This window comes from Elusimicrobiota bacterium (assembly GCA_041658405.1).
In the GTDB taxonomy this organism is placed as follows: Bacteria; Elusimicrobiota; UBA5214; order JBBAAG01; family JBBAAG01; genus JBBAAG01.
Genome location: JBBAAG010000003.1, coordinates 73,152 through 91,432 on the forward strand (window position 1 = coordinate 73,152; position 18,281 = coordinate 91,432).

Genomic DNA, 18,281 nt, shown 5'->3' on the forward strand with positions numbered 1-18,281 from the left:
ACCTTCCCTCCCTCAAAAAACAAGATACCACTATTTTTGCCAGTCCCTTACTTTTGTCTCATATTCACTGATCAACTCCCCAACCTTCTGCCGGGTCTCAGCTTCAACCCATACATGGAAAAACGGCTTATCTGGATCCGGAACCAGCAATACCCAGTCTTCGTTATCCATAAATATTTTTACGCCTTCAATAAACTCAGCTTTCTTCCCTTGAGCTTCTTCCGCGAACTTGCGCATCAACAACCCTTTTTTCTCCCAAGAACAAGGCACTTGCACGTGATGCACGCTGAAGTCCGGGATTGACCGCGCTAGACGGCTCATCCTGATATCAAGTTCTACCATTAACTCAAGAATTTTTACTATTGAAAACATTGCGTCAAACGCCGGCTGGAATTCCGGGAATATAAACCCGCCAACACCATCACCCGCAAAAACAATTCCTTCCCCGCGCCCTGCCTGCATAATTTCCTGTGGTGACATCCTTGTACGCATAACCTTTGCACCGTACTTTGATGCGAGCTCTTCCACAATCTGGCTGGTATTCAACGGTATACAAATTTTTGCATTCTTAAACTTTTCCATCATCATCCGCGCAATAAGTACCAGCGACCAGTCATCCGGTATAATTTTGCCGCGGTCATCCACAATAAAAACTTTCTCCGCACCGGTATCTATAAGGAACCCTGCATCCGCCTTAAGAGTTACCACGATATCCGACAACTGTTCAAGCGAATGCTCAAACTCTTTCTTGCTTTTAGTAACCTTATGAGGATTAACAAACGAATTTAAAGCAACAACCTCGCATCCAAGCTCACCGAGTATTGACGGGAATACCATTGACGCTGATGAATACGCGTAATCAATAACGATTTTAAGATTTGCCTTGCTTAATCTATCTTTATCAATAGTTTTAAGAAATCCTTCACGGTAATACTCGTATACTCTTGGAGGTAACACGATCTCACCCACATCTTCAGGACTCACGCGTTCAAAATCTTCCCGCAGGAATAACTGTTCAATCGACTTTTCCTGGCGTACCGATATATCACTGCCGTTAGCATCCAAAAACTTTATATCCACCAACCTCGGGTCAAATGGTGATTTACGTATATGTATGGCCCCGGACTCACCTTCTTTTCCCATCTCATACCTTACCACGGGAATCGGTGCGGAACGCATATCCCCAACCTTAACCCCCATAGATAATAACCCGGAAATCATTGTACGTTTAATCATCCTAGAGACTGGATGCTCGTCACGTGAAGTAATAACATACTTCCCTTTACCTATATACGCACCGTACGCCGCCCCTACCCGCGCAGCAAATTCCGGCGTGATTTCAATATTTGCAAGACCGGTAATTCCATACGCACCAAATAACGTTTTTGACCACTTTTCTCCCCACACCAAGCTAGTTGACACTATTGACTGTTCTTCCACAACCTTCTTAGGCCATATACGCACATTCGGCCTTACCTCAACGTACTTTCCTAGCTCGCATTCAGTACCGATAAACGTTCCTTCCCTCAACTGCGACTCTTCTCCAACAACAGTTTTTTCTACAATAGTAGTCTCGATTAACCTAGTATTCCTGCCAACAACAACGTCATTCCATACAATCGCGCCTGTAACATTACAATCCTCACCTATAACACTGCGTTCACCAATAACAGTCCGCCCGATCTTAGTTCCCGCGCCGATTTTTGCGCTTTTACCTATAACCACCGGCCCGGTGAACTCCACACTTTTATCAACTACTGCACCGTCATCCACCCATACAGGATAGTTATTGATAACAGTTTTCCTACCGGGGATATTAATATTAATCGTACCGTCAAGCACTGCATAATGCGTAGTACGATACTCATCAAGATTACCTATATCCCGCCAGGCACCCTGCGCAACATAACCATACAACCTCTTATTCTTCTTTAGCATGTCCGGATATAAATCTTTTGAAAAATCGTATGACTTATCTGATGGTAATAATTTAAACACTGATGAGTTCAGCACATAGATACCGGTATTTATGGTATCCGAAAATACTTCACCCCAGGACGGTTTCTCCAAAAACCTTGTAATTTTCCCTTCCTCATCAGTGATCACCACACCAAACGGTAACGGGTTTGCAATTGAGGTTAATACAATTGTGGCATCAGTATTTTTTTTCTTTGCAAACTCCAAAGCGGAACTAAGATTAAAATCTGTCAACAGGTCAGCGGAGATAACAAGAAACCACTCGTCCTTAATAAACTTCTCTGCGAACTTCACGCAACCCGCGGTACCAACATCGCTATCCGGCCTGAGGTACCGCATCTTGACCCCAAACTTTTCACCATTACCAAAAAAGTTTTGTATATGTTCCGGCTGGTGGTACAACATCACCGTTACATCATCAAACCCGTGTGTTTTCAATAATTCAACAACATATTCCATAATTGAACGGTTTACCATAGGCACTAACGGTTTTGGTATATGACATGTCAATGGCCTTAACCGCGTACCAAACCCGCCGGCCATAAGAATTGCCTGCATAAAAACCCGCTTCCTTGATTAATATTTAATATAGCTATTTACTTAACAATCTCAAGAAGTTCAACGGTAAACAAAAGTACCGCATTCGGAGGTATACTTCCCCCTGCTCCGCGTTCGCCGTATGCGAGATCTGACGGAATACAGAGTTCCCATTTTGAACCCACAGTCATCAACTGCAGAGCTTCAACCCACCCCTTTATTACACCGTTTACCGGGAATTCCGCAGGTTGATTACGTTTATATGAACTATCAAACTCTGTCCCATCAATAAGTTTACCGGAATAATGCACTCTAACCTTATCCGTCGCTTTTGGCTTTACACCTTTTCCTGGTGTAACCACTTTATATTGCAACCCGCTAGGCAGGACAACCACTCCCTTATTTTTTTTATTTTTTTCTAAGTATTCTTTACCAATCTTAGTATTCTCCTCAACCTGTTTTGCACGCTGTACTGCCTGTTTTTCTTTCATTTCTTTCTGATACACCTCCGTCGCTTGATTAACTTCTTCTGTTGATAACAACGACTTTTTATCCGCAATACCATCCTGTAATCCAAGATAAAACTTTTCAGGGTCCAAATCTATACCGTCATTTTTGACACTCTTACCGATATCTAACCCAATGATATAACTAATCTTTTCCTTCTGCGTACTCAAACCACTCTGTTGCCCGGTTACCACAGGTTCCGCTGCGTATAATGTTGCGGACATACACATAACAACTGAAACTAATAACGTTGAATAAAACTTCATAACCCTCCGCCTTTTCTATTTTTCTAGATTCACTTACTCCCGCCATTTCTTGTGTATCCATTACTCCCCGTACCAACCCCTGTCCCGGAACCCGTACCGTCACCATTACCTGAATACTTTTCAGTTTTCCCGTCAGCATAGACAACCGGTTTTGATAACCAACTGAAAATACGGTTCCAAAACTTTCCGCGTACCGCCCGAAGTTCATTTATTGCCATCTGCACTTGCTGTTCACGCGACGCTATCTGTGCTTCAAACGCTGCAGCTTGAGCTTTCCACTGATTTTCTTTTTGTGATAACGATGTACGCAGATCAACAACTTCTTCTTCACGTTTTTCAAGTTTTTCCATTACCTGTTCAAGCTGTAAGCGTACAGTATTCAATGCCGCTTCTTTCTCTCTTAATTCACCGAGTATCTGCGCTTCATGCTGAGTTTTTTCAAGGTACATCTTGCGTAACTCATCTTCTTTCGCCTGTACACGGTTATCCCATTCTTTCCGTGCACCTTCCCACTCCTGCCTTACACCCCGCACTTCTTCTTCAAGTTCATTCTGTAACCGATGCCAGTCATTCTCACGCTGGGTATAAGTTTGTTTATTCTCATTCATCTCAGTCCGCAATGACTGTATCCGTTCATCCTTCGCGGATATCAATGACCGCCATTCAGATTCATACATTTTGTATTGAGTCAACAATTTCTCAAGTTCCTGCTGTTTTAACTGTATTGCGCTCTCAGCTTTAGCTTTATACTCTGTATATTCAGAAGTAACAATCTGATACTTACTCCCGATATCCGTAATGTCACGGGTAAGTTTCTCAACTTTTTCCTGCAACATTTTTTGTATACTCGTCCACTGTAACTGATCCTGTTTTTGCTGCGCTTCAACGGTCTCCACATCTTTTTGTTTGATTAACAGTATCCGCTCTTTTTCCGCAAGCCTCACGCGTTCCGCCGTAATTTCCTGTTCCTGGCGGTTAAGCTTTTCTTCCATATCCTCAATAGCTTCCCGCAACTGCACTTCACGGTTACTCTTATCTTTCAGTAACCCGTCAAACTCCTGTTCCTGTCGGTCAAATTCGCGACGGGTACGGTTTTTTTCGTGATCAAGTTCGCGTTCAAGTTCAGTTACCCGGTTTTCCCACCATACACGCTGTTGTGTGAGTTCATGTTCGCGTTCGCGATACCGTTTATCCCACTGCTGCTGAGCGGAAGAATACTCTAATGCCACACGCCGCAATTCCTCTTCGCGTTCACGGAGTGTCTGCAACGAATTCGTGCGTTCCTGTTCAACCAATTGCTGCAGGCCTTTAAGCTCTTCCTCCAGCCTGATCTTCACGCGCTGAAGTTCCTGTTCACGCCGCTGGAATTCTACGCGTACATTATTCTCCCAGTTCGCCATCTGAACTTTTAACCGATTATTTTCTTCGCCGCTATCCTTAAACTTCACTTCCCATACTTTACGTTCAGCTTCAATCTTTCCTGAAAGAACATTAATATCTTCCTTCAACTGCTGTTCAACCACCCGCGCATCATCAAGTTTTGAACGGTAAGTTGACTCAATCTGAGTCTCCCAGGCAATACGGTCAGTGCGATACCTAACAAACTCTTCCTCTTTTGCGCGGAGACGTTCTTCTATATGCATTCTGATCTCATCGATTGACGCTTTAGCAGTTTTCAATTCAGACTGCAAGCCAAGCTCAATACTCTTATGAATATCCTCTTTTTTCCTTAACTCATCCTTCAGCTCGCGTTCACGTGTTTCAAAACTTTCCTCTAACCGTTTAAACTCCTCTTCTTTTATCTTAAGCCTGTCATTCCATGCACTAATCTCGATCTCAAGTTTAGCTTTATCAGTCGCAAGTTCATGTTCCTGCTTCATCCTGACAAGGTCAAGTTCACGTTTCTTTTCGTTATACTCATTCTCAACTTCCATTATCCGCCGCGCAAGGTCACGTTTTGCCTGTGCCCCGATATCCGCCTGAGTTTGAATCTCAGACTGATACTTAACCCGTTCCTCCGCCCAGCGGTCCTGAAGTTCATTAACTTTACCTTCCCAGAACTTGCGCAGGTTATCAACCTCAGTTTGTTTATTCCGGTAATCACTTTCCAGCTGAGCAATAATTTGTTTTAACTCATTCTTAAGAGAAACCTTTTCTTCCTCTTTAATCCTAAGTTTTTCTTCCCAGACAAGTTTTTCATCTTCATACTTACGTTTCTCAGCATCAACCTCAACATTTTTTTGCTGTACTTCGTGGGTTAACACCGTATTTTTCCCGTGTTCTTCTTCAATCTTTATACTTAGCCCGCGCAACTCATCTTCCAGCTGCCCAATTCTTACCTGTTTAGTCCCCAATTCTGCGGACATCTGGTTCTTCAAATTCCCGAGTTCCGTATCCTTCGCCAGCACTTTCGCTGAAAGGTCAGCCTTCAACTCTTCAATGGTTTTATCTAAATTCACCAAATCATTCTGTTTTTGTACCATCTGTAATTCAAGGTTTGCGCGCTGATTCTTTTCTTCATCCAAAACCTTCGCCAAAGTCTCAAGCTCGCTGGATAACGCAAGTTTTTCTTTCTCAAACACCTGGAATTTATCGACATACTCATTCTTCAACTGCGCTTCTTTTATCAGCGCCTCATTCCTTAATGCCAACAACTCCTGGCTTTTCTTCACAAGTTCATTTTCCTGAATAATCTTCTCGTCATTAAACCGCTGGCGTATAGATTCAAGTTCACCATTAACTTTATTAAGTTCAGTCTCCCGAAGATTAAGTTTTTCATACCATTTACTTCTTAATTCCTCAAACTGCTGGTTTAACCGGTAAACCTCCTGTTCTTTACGCTGATACTCAGCCTTAAGACTAGTTTCGCGTTCAGTATATTCCTGGCGGAACCTGCGATACTCATCCTCGCGTTCCTTTAATTTCTGCTCAGCAACATTACGTTCCTCATCCACTCTTAACCGCAGCGACGCAACTTCGGACTGCAACTTTTCCTGTACAATCTTCAACCCGTTTTCTTTGGAATTAAACTCATTCACTAACGCAACTTCACGCGCAGCATACTCATTCCTAACATTACTCTTTTCATCCTCAACTACTCGCAGTTTGAGTTCCCATTGCTGACGTTCGGTGTGTATATTAACATCCAACTGCTCAATTTCTTTACGGTGCTGGCCAATTAAAGCCTCGATATCCTGCTCTTTTATCGTTAGTTCAGCTTTTACATAATCATTTTCTTCTTCCAGCACACGCTGTGTTGCATAAAAGTCCTGCCGTTCTTTCTCCATCAATAACTGAAGTTCATTAAAATCAGCGCATTTTTGTTCATACTGGTGTTTAAGATCATCGAGTTTAAAATTTAGCTCCTGCGCGGCCTGCTGATTTTGCCGCTCAATTTCAGTAAATTTACTTTTTAAACTTACCTGTTCACGCGCCCATTCTGCCTTTAACAGATTAAGCTCATCAACATATTTTGCAACTTTTTGATTATGCTCTTCTTCGTTTACAACAATTTCTGCGCGGATACGATCGTTTTCTTCCGCAAAATCCACGATTCTGTTCTGCAGGGAAAGCTGTTCTTCTTCGTACTTCTTAACTGCGGCATTAAGTTCTTTTTCCTTTAACTCAATATCAGTTTGATACCTTTTCTGCGCTTCATTCATCTGTGCGGTAAGCGCGCGTGCAGCAATCTCCGCGGTTTGCAATTTTTCCTGCGCTATTTTCTGATGATCCGCAATTTTATCTCGTAACTGTTCAACCTGTTTTTGCGTCAGTTCATACGTTTCCAGTAATTCAGATTCGCGTTTTTCGAATTCCGTGCGTAACTGATCGATCTCCACCTGTGCCTGAACCTTAACAACTTCGTTTTCGCGGTCACGGTCTGAGACACGCGAAATATATTCACGCCTCAAATCCTCCTGCCGTTGCTGCATGTTATGCAGCATATTTTCGTAATGAACCTGTTCTTCCTTTTTCCGGCGGTACACTTCCTCAAGTTCAGACTCTTTTCTTCTCCGTAAATCTTCAAGTACCGCTTTTTGTTCTTCCCAGTTACGCAACTTCTCTTCGTAATACTTCCTGCTCAACGCTAACCGTTCCTCAAAATTCTGGCGTTCAGTTGTCAACTGTGTCCTTACCTGATCCAACTGATTTTCTTTTTGAGACACCACCCCCCGGAGATCAGCTTCCTGGCGCAGCAGGTCAGATTTTAACTTAAGTTTTTCCTCTTCCTGTACGCGCTGGTCATCAAGCCGGCGCTGTTTCTCATCTTCCAACTGTGATCTAAGCAACCGAATCTCTTCGGTAAGCTTATCAAACCCTACAGTTTGCTGCGTAGTTTCGTTAGACATCGCCATTTACCTTACCTTATTTCTTTTTTTAAAAAACAAATTATTCATTATTAACCATTTTTCCCGGCAAGCCGTGCGCGTATAATCCGCACTTCCTCTTCTTTTTTATGCTCTCTAACCAATATATTATTTATCTCATCCTTAACCTTTCGCTGGAGATTAGAAATTTCACTTTCCAACCCGACCCTGCGTTTATCCAACCCGCCATCCTTCACTGTTGAGGTTGAAATTGTCAACAACAAATTATCAAGCTCGCGTTGTTTTATAACAATATCCATATGCAACCGTTGTTCCAACTTCAACCTTTGCAACCGCAAATCTGAAAGTTCAGCCTCAGCGTCATGCAGGGACTTAATATAATCTTCATTATTACCGCCCAGATGTGTAACATATTTATCTCCTAACGCACTACCAGCACCTATGGTTGTATTGTTCGTACCGACACCAGTGATACCGTCTTCCAACAACCTGCGCATATTAAGCATATCATACTCTTTTGTACGCTGCGCTAAACTCAATTCATGCTCACGTTTGCTTAGCTCATCCTTCAATAACCGGTTTTCTTCTTCCTCTTTCTGCAGCCTCACCCTCCACACATGCTCTTCTTCCACCCATCTTTTTTGTAAGCCAATAATCTCCTCATCCTTTTCCCGCTGCATGATAGTATATACACGTTCCTGGTCATCACACCGTTCCTTAACTTCCTTTAACTTCGCATCTTTCTCCGCAAGTTCGTTCTCTAACCTATTCTTATACCCTTCACACGCTTTTCTTTGTTCTTCAAGTTCAAGCCTTAACTTATGTTCAAGTTCATCCGTAAACTTTTCCCGGGAAGCAAGCTTCACTCCCATCATTGCCAACTGTTCATCTTTCTCCGCAAGTTTTTTACGGCACTTCGCAACTTCATCGGATAACGCCGCGCGGGTAAACTCCATATCTTTCCTAAGTTTTAATATCAAATCTTCAAGTTTTACAGCTTTCCCCCGTGCTGTTTCGGTAAGCTCAACCTCACGCCGGGAATATTCGCCGGATAAACGTTTCAATTCTTCAGAATTAATTATCTTCTGATGTTCGAGTTCAACTTCCTGATTCTTAACAACCCGTTCTAACTCGCTGAGTTTACGTTTTAACAAATCTTTTGCAATACTATTCTCTTCATCTGACAATTTCAGCGCTTTCCTTAACGACTGTATCTCAGCTTCCGCAGAAGCAAGTTTTTGCTGCCATACAAACCGTTCTTCTTTTACCCTGCGGTTAAACTCGTTAAAAATATGTTCAATATCAGCACGCATACCTTAATATTTCCCGTTTTTAAACTTATCTTCTTCCCACAAAATTTCTTTCTTCCACTTCTCCAGTTCACGTTCTTTATTGGTAACAACATCCTGTATCTCGCGTTCCTGCACAACACTCATCACCTGTAACCGCCGTATTTCTTCCATCAACCTATTCCTGCCATTCTCCAGCTCCTTATCCTTCTGCACCAACTGTTGATGATACCGTTCCTGGTTTACTTCCAACTGGTGTTCAAGGTCTCTCACGCGTTGTTCAAGCTGAGATTTCATAGTTTCAAGTTCAACAAGTTTTGCCTGGAACATCTCACGGGCACGTGATTCACGCTGCAGGGTTTCAGTTTCAAACCTCGAATTTCGTTCGTTAAGATTCTTCACTTCATCTTGCCACACCATTTTATCACGGTCATACTGTTCCCGTAATTTTGCAAGTTCAGCAATAAATTCCGACTGTCTTGCAGTAAACTGGTCAATCTGCCCGCGGTACTCACTTCTTACTCGCTGCTCAGTTTCAAGGATCCGCTCACGGGACCGCGAGAGTTCAGTATCTTTCTCGCTGATTACCCTTAACCTATCCTCCATCTTTTGTTTTGCATCAAGTTTCAATGTCTCAGCCAGTTCAACCAACTGCTGACGTTCCTTAATCAAACTATCTATCTGATACTTTTGATCACTCGAACTTTTATCCTGTGAATGCAGTTCCGCAGTCAATACCTCAATTTTTTTCTGTAGTTCAGCAACAGATGCTTCACTTTTTTTCTCAGTCTCAGCGAGTTTCATCGCCCGCGTATCAAGATCTTCCCTTAAACGTTTAACACTTTCTTCAGTGAATGATAACGCTGACTGTAATTGTAGCTCCTTCTGTGTATGCGCTGTAGTCAACGCTGCAAATTCATTATCTTTTTTCTGTAGATCAGACTGATACCCACCCACCGATTTTCTGTATTCCTGTTCTTTAACAACAAAATCATTCCTTAGTTTTTCAATCAGCGTATTCAACTGTGCCACCTGCTGGGCATGCTGGTCACGCATCATAACTTCACGGTCATTAATCTCCTGCCGTGCCTGCTCCCACAACTTTTTTTGCGCAGCAAAATCCTGTTCCTGTTTCTGTAATATTGCTTTGAGGTCAGTTTCTTTATTTGCGAACTCCTCCTGCGCTTTCCGTGCATCATTTTCACGGATTTCGATATTACTCACCAATTGTGTGCGCTCAATATTGTGTTTACCAACAATTTCATTGCGTTCCTGTTCCCACTGATGCCTGGCGTTTGCAAACTCTTGCCGGAGCGATTCAATCCCATGCCGTAATTCTTCACTTTGTAACTGTTTTTCGTGTGACTGCTTTGCCCAGCTTTCATGTTCCGCTTCACGCTGGATATTGTATTCCCTCAACTGTGCATCTTTTTCGCTTAATCTAGAAGAAAACTCATTCTCGGATTCACGTTGTTTCGTAAGTAAACCCCGTACTTCCTCGTCACGCACCCTTAGTTTTTCAGTGAAACCGGAAGTAAGCTCTTCTATCCTTAAATGCACCAGTGCAAGTTCGTTATTCTTTACCTGTACTTGTTCTTTAAGTTCCTGCACTAACCTAACCTTTTCCTGTGCAAGATCAAGGTTCGCGGTTTCCATGGATTGTATTTTCACATCATACTGTTCCCGCAGATTGTTTAATTGATTCGCCGCAGCTATCACATCCTGCTCTTTTTTCTGGAGTACATTCTGTAATTCCTGTACACGAACAGTGTATTGCTGCTGAATCTTTGAAGTTTCTTCTTTCTGTGCTTCCACCCGGCGTTCAAGAACCGCGCGATCAGATGCCATACGCTGTTCAAAAACTTTTTCTTTTTCAACACTCATCTTAATTGAAGAATCCAGCTCTTTCGATTTTTCAGCGACAACAACTTTTAATTCCGCAATTTTTTCGCGTTCATTCTTTAGTAACTCTTCAGTAGATTCCGATAATTTCCATATTTTTTGTTCAAGCTGTGTTTTCTCAAACTCTTTTTCTTCCACCAGTACTTTCAACCGCGCAGTATCATCCGCCAATTGCTTGTTAAGGCTTTCAGCTAACCTAGTCTTTTGATTGAGTTCAACATTATAATGTTCGCGTTCCTTGTCTGTAGCAGAAACCAGGTTTTTTACTTCCACCTGATGCAATTCATTTATTCTTGATAGTTCAAGTTTCCATTGTTCAACTTCAGCATTACGTTTTAGCACCTGTTGTTCAAGTTCTGTGATCTTCAGGTTAAGTTTATCGCGTTCTAGCTGATTCTTTGTTACCATCTCACTCAGTTCTGTTTGTTTAGTTTCAACCAGTAATTCATAGTCACGCTCAACCGTTTTTGTTTGTTCTTTCAACCGTGTATTATCATCAACCAATGAGAGGATTCGGTTGTTAAGTTCAGCCTCACGGGATAACAGATTCTGCGCGAGTTGCTTAACTTCATTCTCCAGCCTTGTCCTCGCAAGATTTGACTCAGTTTCCAACTGCTGTATTTGCGACTTAGCATCAGCCTGTGCTTTCAACATCTCCATCCGCAAAGACGTTACTAAATCTTTTTCCTCACGTATCGCGGTTTCATATTGTAAGCGCTGCTCGGCAATTTGCTTTTCCAAGCCTTCAGCGTGAGATTCATACTTATTTATAGCCTGAGCGTGTTCTATCCGGTTCGTCTCAATTACTCTTTGAGTTTCCACCTGCTGTTGTTTAAACTGAAAACCAAGTAATTCATTTTCACGGTCACGTTTAAGTATTTCTTCTTTTAACTGCGTTTTTTCAATCAACCACTGTTGTTGCGGTTCACGCACCCTTCTCAACTCATCTTCCCACTTATTACGCAATCGGTCAAGTTCATGCTGTTTTTGCTGATGCACTTTCCGCATCCGCGCTTCACGCACGATCATCTCGGATTGTAACAACTTATTCTCAGACTGGCTTGATTTTGTATACTGATATGCCTCTATACGCCGTGCGAACTTATGACGTAAGGAAATATTTTTTGCAGGGCTCTCCGTGTTTTTCCGTGCATCCTGCAATTGTTTTTTAATTTCCTCAACCCGTTTTGCGTGGTCAGGTTCCGCGCCGGTATTCTGAGGTGTAGTATTCAATTTATCCCTGCTCTTTCTATCATTTCCAAAGTTACAAATAATAAATAACCATATTTAATATAATAATATATATAGAAAAGGGTTGTAGTGTCAAGCAATTATTTATTCAACAACTTGAGCAGTAATTGTGAAGCTTAACCCGTTATCAACAAATTTTGCTTCAACACTTCCCACCGGGAAAGATTTCAAGAACTTCCCGGAAAGTTTGTTATTATTAACAATCTCCGGGAAATCCGTTGATGCATAGTTATAATAGACAACAAAATTTGTTGCTGTATCACTCACAACATTCTTGTAGGAGTTAAGATTATCAAGAACATAATTCCCATGAAACCCGTCGATTACCGACTTAACAGCCTCTAAATCCTCAGAAAAGACAAGGTAATTCTTCACCACTGTATAATAAAGTTCTACATTAACTTTTACGAATATTCCAAGAAGTACACGTAGTACCGGAGATTCACGGATTTTATAAATTTTATAATCTGCATACTCAACAGGTTTAACCGACAGATAAAACCGCCCGGTAATACCTTCTTCGAACTTACCCAAAGCTTCAACCGCACTATCTTCCCTCCGGCATTCAAACATGACAACCTGTTTTCCTGTACTAACTCCGCGAATATATTCACTCGGTATCTGAACAACAGTAACTTCATTGCCTATCCATGAAAGAAATCCTTCCTGCAACCCCTTCCCGGATAATTGTTTGAGTTTAGCATCTACATCATCAACCTGTTTCTTGAATCCAGGCTCGCGTTCACTCAAATGTATAATATAATTCCAGAAAACACTAAAGTCTTCAAACCTTACATTCATCATAATACTGGAATTATCGGGAACAACTTTTGCAACTTCGCTTTTCTGCGGTTTCTGCGTAACCAACCGCATAAGTTCTTCCGCGTTATTCTCACCAACACCTTGTTTACCTTCACCGATACGTGTTGAGTTATACCCTTTGATCACCACATTTTTATCCCCAACTTTTATTCCAATCCCAATGATATCCGTCAACCCGAATGTTTGAACAATCTCAGTTGCGTCAAAAACCCTGCTTAACCCACTTGCCCAGTACTTACTGTTGACAAACACACGGGTAACACTATCATCCCCAACTTGCCCGGCAACCTTCCAAAACATACTGTTTGTCCGAAGAACAGCATCCGGGCTACCAAAAGCCGATAGTATATTCTGTATCCCGACTTTTTCTTGTGAAGCTAAAACATAATTCTTTATGTACGTAAGATACCACTTAGTATTTGTTGACAGTATTGTCAGAAGATATACCCGATTCCCGGCATATTCATATGAATCTATTTTAATATCCTTTTCCCCGGTGATAACCATCCCCGCTGTATTTGATAACACGCTAAGAACCTGCGCTACCGGCCCTAAATTAACTGTGATCACCGGTATCTCAAGTTGTGATGAAGTCCATACAATACACACTTCCCTTGAGAGCATATACCGTGTAATAACATTATTGTTTTTCAATAATAACTTGCGGAAAGACATATAAGCGGTATAAGATGATTTAATATTATCATCCAAGCCAATTACAGCTCCTACCACGCGGCTATCAAGCACAGTGACCAGTTTTTCAGGTGAAGGTATTGTCAGTAATAACGTAAAACTATTCGGCACAAACTTGTCAAAAGTAACACGCGAAAACCAATACCATACAAAATAGGCAGTTATTAAAATAATCAATATTGAAAGAAAAATAATCAAATTTTTAATTAACGCATTCATAGGATTAATCAATAAATTATATTACTAATCACACCAAAAAGTAAAGCTTAATGCTTAGTCTTGACACATACATTTGAAATGATGTAGTATAAATACTCAAAATATATTCGGGGCCCGTAGCTCAGTTGGTCAGAGCGGCAGACTCATAATCTGTTGGCCGTGGGTTCAAGTCCTACCGGGCCCAATAATTATTTGGATGATAATTTTGTTATTTTTATGAACATGATGTATATAATGATAACTATAAAAGTATTTTTACCTAATATGCAGAGAGAAAACCGCATAGATGAATAATCGTGGACGTATAAGTATCATAGCAATCAAGTTCTCTCTGTTAGTTTCCGTAATAATCCTTATTGTAACCGTCATAATGGCACGGTTTGTTATTAATCAAACCCGCCAATCCCTGATCAACGAAATGCGCCTGCGGGCGGAATACTTCGCACGGGTAGCAAAAGAATCCTTATTTCCTCAACCCGACCTTTTCCAATTGCATTTCGCTGTAAATGAACTCGCAAAAGAAAAAGCAATCCGTTACGCAATCGTTGTGGATACAAACAGCAAAATTGTTTCGCATATTGACTCAAAACTTATAGGAGAACTAGATAAAACATCTATTGGGCAGCAGTCGTACCAATCAGAACAAGTATTAACCCAGACCTATAACATAAGCAACGAAAACTTTGTGGATATCAGTATACCTCTGATAGTTGGTACTTTGCGTATAGGCACAGCACGTCTTGGTTTTTCTGATGAAAGTATTACTGCAGCATTAAGCGAGATGCGAAAAAAGATTATCATCATCACCATAATAGTCCTGGCAGCGAGTTTGGTATTCACAATTTTTATGGTAGTAATGATGGTCCGTCCGATAAATAAACTCGCGCGTATAGCTCAGGCAGTCGGCCGGGGTGACCTTGAACAAACAATTAATATTAAACGTCGTGACGAAATCGGCTACCTCGCAAAAGCGTTTAATGACATGATCTTAGGGTTAAAAGAACGCGACTTCATCCGCAAAACTTTCGGTAAGTATGTATCAAAACAAGTAGCAGAAGCTGTGCTTACCAACAAAATAAAACTTGGCGGTGAACGCCGCAGAGTCACGGTCTTGGTATGCGACATCCGAGGGTTTACAACAATGTCGGAACAATTACGCCCGGAAGACGTTGTTCATTTATTAAACGAATATTTTTCGATCATGGTAGATATCATCTCTGAAAACAACGGTACCGTTGATAAATTTATCGGCGATGCCATATTTGCAGTGTTTGGCGCACCCTGGGCGTATCCGATGGACCACTTTCGTGCGTTAAAATCAGCGTGGACAATGAAAATAAAAATGGCTGAGTTCAATAACCAGCTTATCTCCGAACGCCGTGCACCGTTGAAGATAGGGATTGCGTTACACAGCGGCGTAGTTGTTGCCGGAAATATTGGTTCAGATAAACGTATGGAGTATACTTGTATAGGCGATACAGTAAATACCTGCCACAGAATTGAAGGGCTTAACAGTGAATGGGGTACGGAATTGCTGATCAGTGATAAAACACTGGACCTTGTCCGCGACTATGTTCAGGTAAAACAAATGCCTTCAATCCGTTTAAAAGGTAAAGCAAACGAAACACAGACATACGAACTTTTAAACGTAAACTTACCGTCTATTGACGATATTCTTACACAACAAGGCGGCCTGAACGTACGGTAAGAATAAAAAGATAAACTATCCTATACCTCAACATCATGCTTAAACGGCAATGCAATACTCATAACTTCAAACACACCTGCCGCTAATGCACCTAAATAATACAACCACCATTGGTTAGGAATCTTACCAAGTAACCACATAAATCCTGTTGAAAGCATAGACAGACTGAAGAACAGCGTACTTATACCCGCATATGCAAGTTTTCTTTGCATATTATTATACACCTGCCGCATATCTTTCGGTAATGTAACACTGCGGTAAATAGCGAATACACCGGCTATAAACAGCAATAATACAGGATCAGCAACGCGTATAATAAACAATACTGCCATTAATCTCCCACGGAAGTCATCAAGTTCCAAAAACCACTTACCGTCGTTTGCCGTATAATTCCCGATCTTGAATGTTTCCACTGACCCGCCGATTGCAAAAATGTTGGTAATACAAAAAACAATAGCAAGTGTTATACCGAACAAAAACACAGCTAAAATCATAGGTATTGGTATCTTGCGTTCACCGCATAATGAAAGGTTTACTAACGCAATAAACACTCCTGGCCCAAAAAACCCGATCATAAAAAATTCGCGTAAATTATTGATAATCAACGGCATCGGATGCGGGCCCAATAATACCTGAAACGGCCGTGTAGCGAGATAAATCCCGAACGCTATAAAACCCCAGAACGCAGCACGGTAGGTGAGTTCGCTTGTCACTAATGAACGCATTGGCGCTATGTACGCGCAGTACCATGCTAATCCAAAAAATATAGTACCCGTTATTATTGGTACAACTACGTTCACTATGATTTCCATAATACTATTCCACCTCTCCCTATCCTTCTTCTTTTTTCACTTCATTAAACCGTTTTATCAACAATTGTTCAATACCTTCACTAAGTTCCTTATCGTAAAACCTCACTTGTTTAACCCACTTCTTCCCATCTTTCGGCGGCCTTGCCGGCCAGGATATCCATGGACCGTTTTTCCCGTCCCTGATCTTACACTCAATAACTACCGCGTTATTAATAGTTACCTGTGCGGTTACCGACAGTTTTACACCTTTTCTACCTGTATACACCCTAAACTTTGTAATCTTACAGGAAAGCCTCTCAACTTTCTCCCGGGGAACCACGTTTTTTGTTGAGACAGCATCTTCTATACGTTTCAACAACCCTCTGTCAGTAACTGATACCTGCGGGTACTCTTTTCCTGCTTTTGAAATATAAACAGGAAATTTTAAGTTCACACTGCCACTAACTTTATTGACACTTATTTCATCAATTTCAACAGCATCGTTAAGCACAACACCTGCGGACTTACCATTTTCGCTGAAAAACACTTTTGTAACAAAAACTTTTTCAGCCTGCACAACTTGTTTTACCGGTTCTGCTGCATACACCGGTATTCCGGTAAACGCTAACGCCATAGATAATACCATACATCTATATATACTCATTGTAACATTTCCGCTCCTTTAAAAAAAGATTTATTAATTATTAACTTTTTGCACTAAACTAACCGCTACGTGATGCCCCGAAAAAGTATCCGCTAAAACGTATGGAAGCTCAAACGCATAATCTACCTGAACCACAAAACCTGCGATACTTTTGTACCAACTAAACCCTGCAGCAAATTTTGTACTATTAACCCCGCACCTTAACCCAAACATATGATAGTTCAACCATGTTTCCATCCCAAACCCAAATGTTGAAACATTACTATAATACCCGCTTACCTCCTTCCCAAAATCCGCGATTATCGATATATCTTCAAAAACCGCAGCATCGCCAAAACTATATACCGTTCCCACAGCTAGTTTTGCGGGAACTACACTTTTTGTCATCAACCCAAGATCCGGTTGCGTAACATTTTGTACTGACAATCCCAGGTTTAACGACGGTACAACGTTTTCCCATAATAACCCGATATCCAGCGTAACCCCTGTTTTCCCATCACCTTTACTAAACGGCGAGGTAAGCCAGGCACGTGTTTTTTCAGAATTTAACGTGAGTGTATCAATATAAAACTTATTCCCCAAATACTTTAAGTTCACTCCTGCAGATAAAGTATTAATAATTTTTTTTGACGCTGCCAGTACTACAACATTTTCGTCATACATCCCGGCAATACTATAATTTGACCATGCTAAACCCAATACAAAAACTTTCCAAACCGGCATCTGTGCGGCAATACAGCCATTAGAAATAAAAGTTTCACTACTATCCCCGCTGCTTAAATTCCGGTATGCCGCACCCGGACTACCGTATGATACCGACACTATACGTTTATCATTTAACTTCCCAATCTTTGCGGGATTCAAGAATACGGACCCAGGCCCTGTAATAAACGCAACTCCCGTACTGCCGGTACCCGTAGAACGAATATCGATATTATTCACGGTAAACCATGCGTTTACTGATACGGTATTCAATGCACTAAATAAACCTGCAATAATCATTACCCAAAGTTTTTTCATGTACCCTTATTATCTCACAACCACCACAACACCCACTACCACCTCCCCTGTGTTCTTACTTACAGCCTTATAAATATACGCTCCCGGCGGTACAGCGTTATCATTATTATCAGCACATCCCCAGTTGATGATACCGGAAGTATCAGGCTGCTGCGTACAAACTTCTGTGTAATTAAGATCATAAACCTTAACTTCTCTTACATTAACAAAAATTACACTGTCATTCACACCGTCATTGTTAGGTGTTACAAACCTTTGCTGCGTTGTGGGTATCGCCTGTGTATTAAACGGAAACACGGAGTAGGTA

Annotated in this window: 11 protein-coding genes and 1 tRNA gene; 2 read left to right on the forward strand and 10 right to left on the reverse strand. The window is 41.4% G+C overall.

Features of this window, described 5'->3' with window-relative positions; genetic code table 11:
- Positions 1–30 precede the first annotated feature (30 nt).
- The 6 genes from WC955_01455 to WC955_01480 all read right to left on the reverse strand — a co-directional run bounded on the left by WC955_01455 (position 31) and on the right by WC955_01480 (position 13,791).
- Complete coding sequence (locus tag WC955_01455) at positions 31–2,535, reverse strand: mannose-1-phosphate guanyltransferase (GenBank protein ID MFA5857713.1); 2,505 nt, start codon at positions 2,533–2,535, stop codon at positions 31–33.
- Positions 2,536–2,573: 38 nt separating this feature from the next.
- Positions 2,574–3,287 carry an FKBP-type peptidyl-prolyl cis-trans isomerase gene (locus tag WC955_01460; protein MFA5857714.1) on the reverse strand — a complete coding sequence of 238 codons (714 nt, stop codon included), beginning with the start codon at positions 3,285–3,287 and terminating at the stop codon, positions 2,574–2,576.
- Between the two features lie 29 nt (positions 3,288–3,316).
- On the reverse strand, positions 3,317–7,642 hold the full coding sequence (locus WC955_01465) for a hypothetical protein (protein ID MFA5857715.1): 4,326 nt from the start codon (positions 7,640–7,642) through the stop codon (positions 3,317–3,319).
- Between the two features lie 44 nt (positions 7,643–7,686).
- Positions 7,687–8,928 (reverse strand): hypothetical protein, encoded by a 1,242-nt coding sequence (locus WC955_01470; protein ID MFA5857716.1) that lies wholly within the window; start codon positions 8,926–8,928, stop codon positions 7,687–7,689.
- Between the two features lie 3 nt (positions 8,929–8,931).
- Positions 8,932–12,039 (reverse strand): hypothetical protein, encoded by a 3,108-nt coding sequence (locus tag WC955_01475; GenBank protein ID MFA5857717.1) that lies wholly within the window; start codon positions 12,037–12,039, stop codon positions 8,932–8,934.
- Between the two features lie 102 nt (positions 12,040–12,141).
- The gene (locus tag WC955_01480; GenBank protein MFA5857718.1) at positions 12,142–13,791 is read right to left on the reverse strand and encodes a DUF3352 domain-containing protein; all 1,650 of its coding nucleotides are present in this window, start codon (positions 13,789–13,791) and stop codon (positions 12,142–12,144) included.
- 110 nt (positions 13,792–13,901) lie between these two features.
- On the opposite strand from WC955_01480, the gene WC955_01485 reads away from it, so the two are divergent.
- A tRNA-Ile gene (locus tag WC955_01485) sits at positions 13,902–13,975 on the forward strand.
- Between the two features lie 102 nt (positions 13,976–14,077).
- A complete protein-coding gene (locus tag WC955_01490; GenBank protein ID MFA5857719.1) occupies positions 14,078–15,499 on the forward strand; it encodes an adenylate/guanylate cyclase domain-containing protein in 1,422 nt (473 codons plus the stop codon).
- A 20-nt stretch (positions 15,500–15,519) separates the two neighbouring features.
- Here the strand turns inward: WC955_01490 and WC955_01495 are convergent, their stop codons facing one another.
- From WC955_01495 to WC955_01510, 4 genes are all read right to left on the reverse strand, one after another.
- On the reverse strand, positions 15,520–16,311 hold the full coding sequence (locus WC955_01495; protein MFA5857720.1) for a hypothetical protein: 792 nt from the start codon (positions 16,309–16,311) through the stop codon (positions 15,520–15,522).
- A 19-nt stretch (positions 16,312–16,330) separates the two neighbouring features.
- Positions 16,331–16,954 (reverse strand): hypothetical protein, encoded by a 624-nt coding sequence (locus WC955_01500; protein ID MFA5857721.1) that lies wholly within the window; start codon positions 16,952–16,954, stop codon positions 16,331–16,333.
- 33 nt (positions 16,955–16,987) lie between these two features.
- Positions 16,988–17,974, reverse strand: a complete 987-nt coding sequence (locus WC955_01505; GenBank protein ID MFA5857722.1) for a hypothetical protein — start codon at positions 17,972–17,974, stop codon at positions 16,988–16,990.
- Positions 17,975–17,983: 9 nt separating this feature from the next.
- Positions 17,984–18,281 (reverse strand): hypothetical protein (locus WC955_01510; protein MFA5857723.1); only part of this gene is annotated, 298 nt, incomplete at its 5' end.

Bases quoted from the DNA above. Each gene is read 5' to 3' on its own strand.
- WC955_01465 (MFA5857715.1), bottom strand. From the start codon at position 7,642: ATGGCGATGTCTAACGAAACTACGCAGCAAACTGTAGGGTTTGATAAG.
- WC955_01500 (MFA5857721.1), bottom strand. From the start codon at position 16,954: ATGAGTATATATAGATGTATGGTATTATCTATGGCGTTAGCGTTTACC.
- WC955_01505 (MFA5857722.1), bottom strand. From the start codon at position 17,974: ATGAAAAAACTTTGGGTAATGATTATTGCAGGTTTATTTAGTGCATTG.
- WC955_01490 (MFA5857719.1), top strand. From the start codon at position 14,078: ATGAATAATCGTGGACGTATAAGTATCATAGCAATCAAGTTCTCTCTG.
- WC955_01460 (MFA5857714.1), bottom strand. From the start codon at position 3,287: ATGAAGTTTTATTCAACGTTATTAGTTTCAGTTGTTATGTGTATGTCC.
- WC955_01470 (MFA5857716.1), bottom strand. From the start codon at position 8,928: ATGCGTGCTGATATTGAACATATTTTTAACGAGTTTAACCGCAGGGTA.
- WC955_01480 (MFA5857718.1), bottom strand. From the start codon at position 13,791: ATGAATGCGTTAATTAAAAATTTGATTATTTTTCTTTCAATATTGATT.
- WC955_01455 (MFA5857713.1), bottom strand. From the start codon at position 2,535: ATGCAGGCAATTCTTATGGCCGGCGGGTTTGGTACGCGGTTAAGGCCA.
- WC955_01495 (MFA5857720.1), bottom strand. From the start codon at position 16,311: ATGGAAATCATAGTGAACGTAGTTGTACCAATAATAACGGGTACTATA.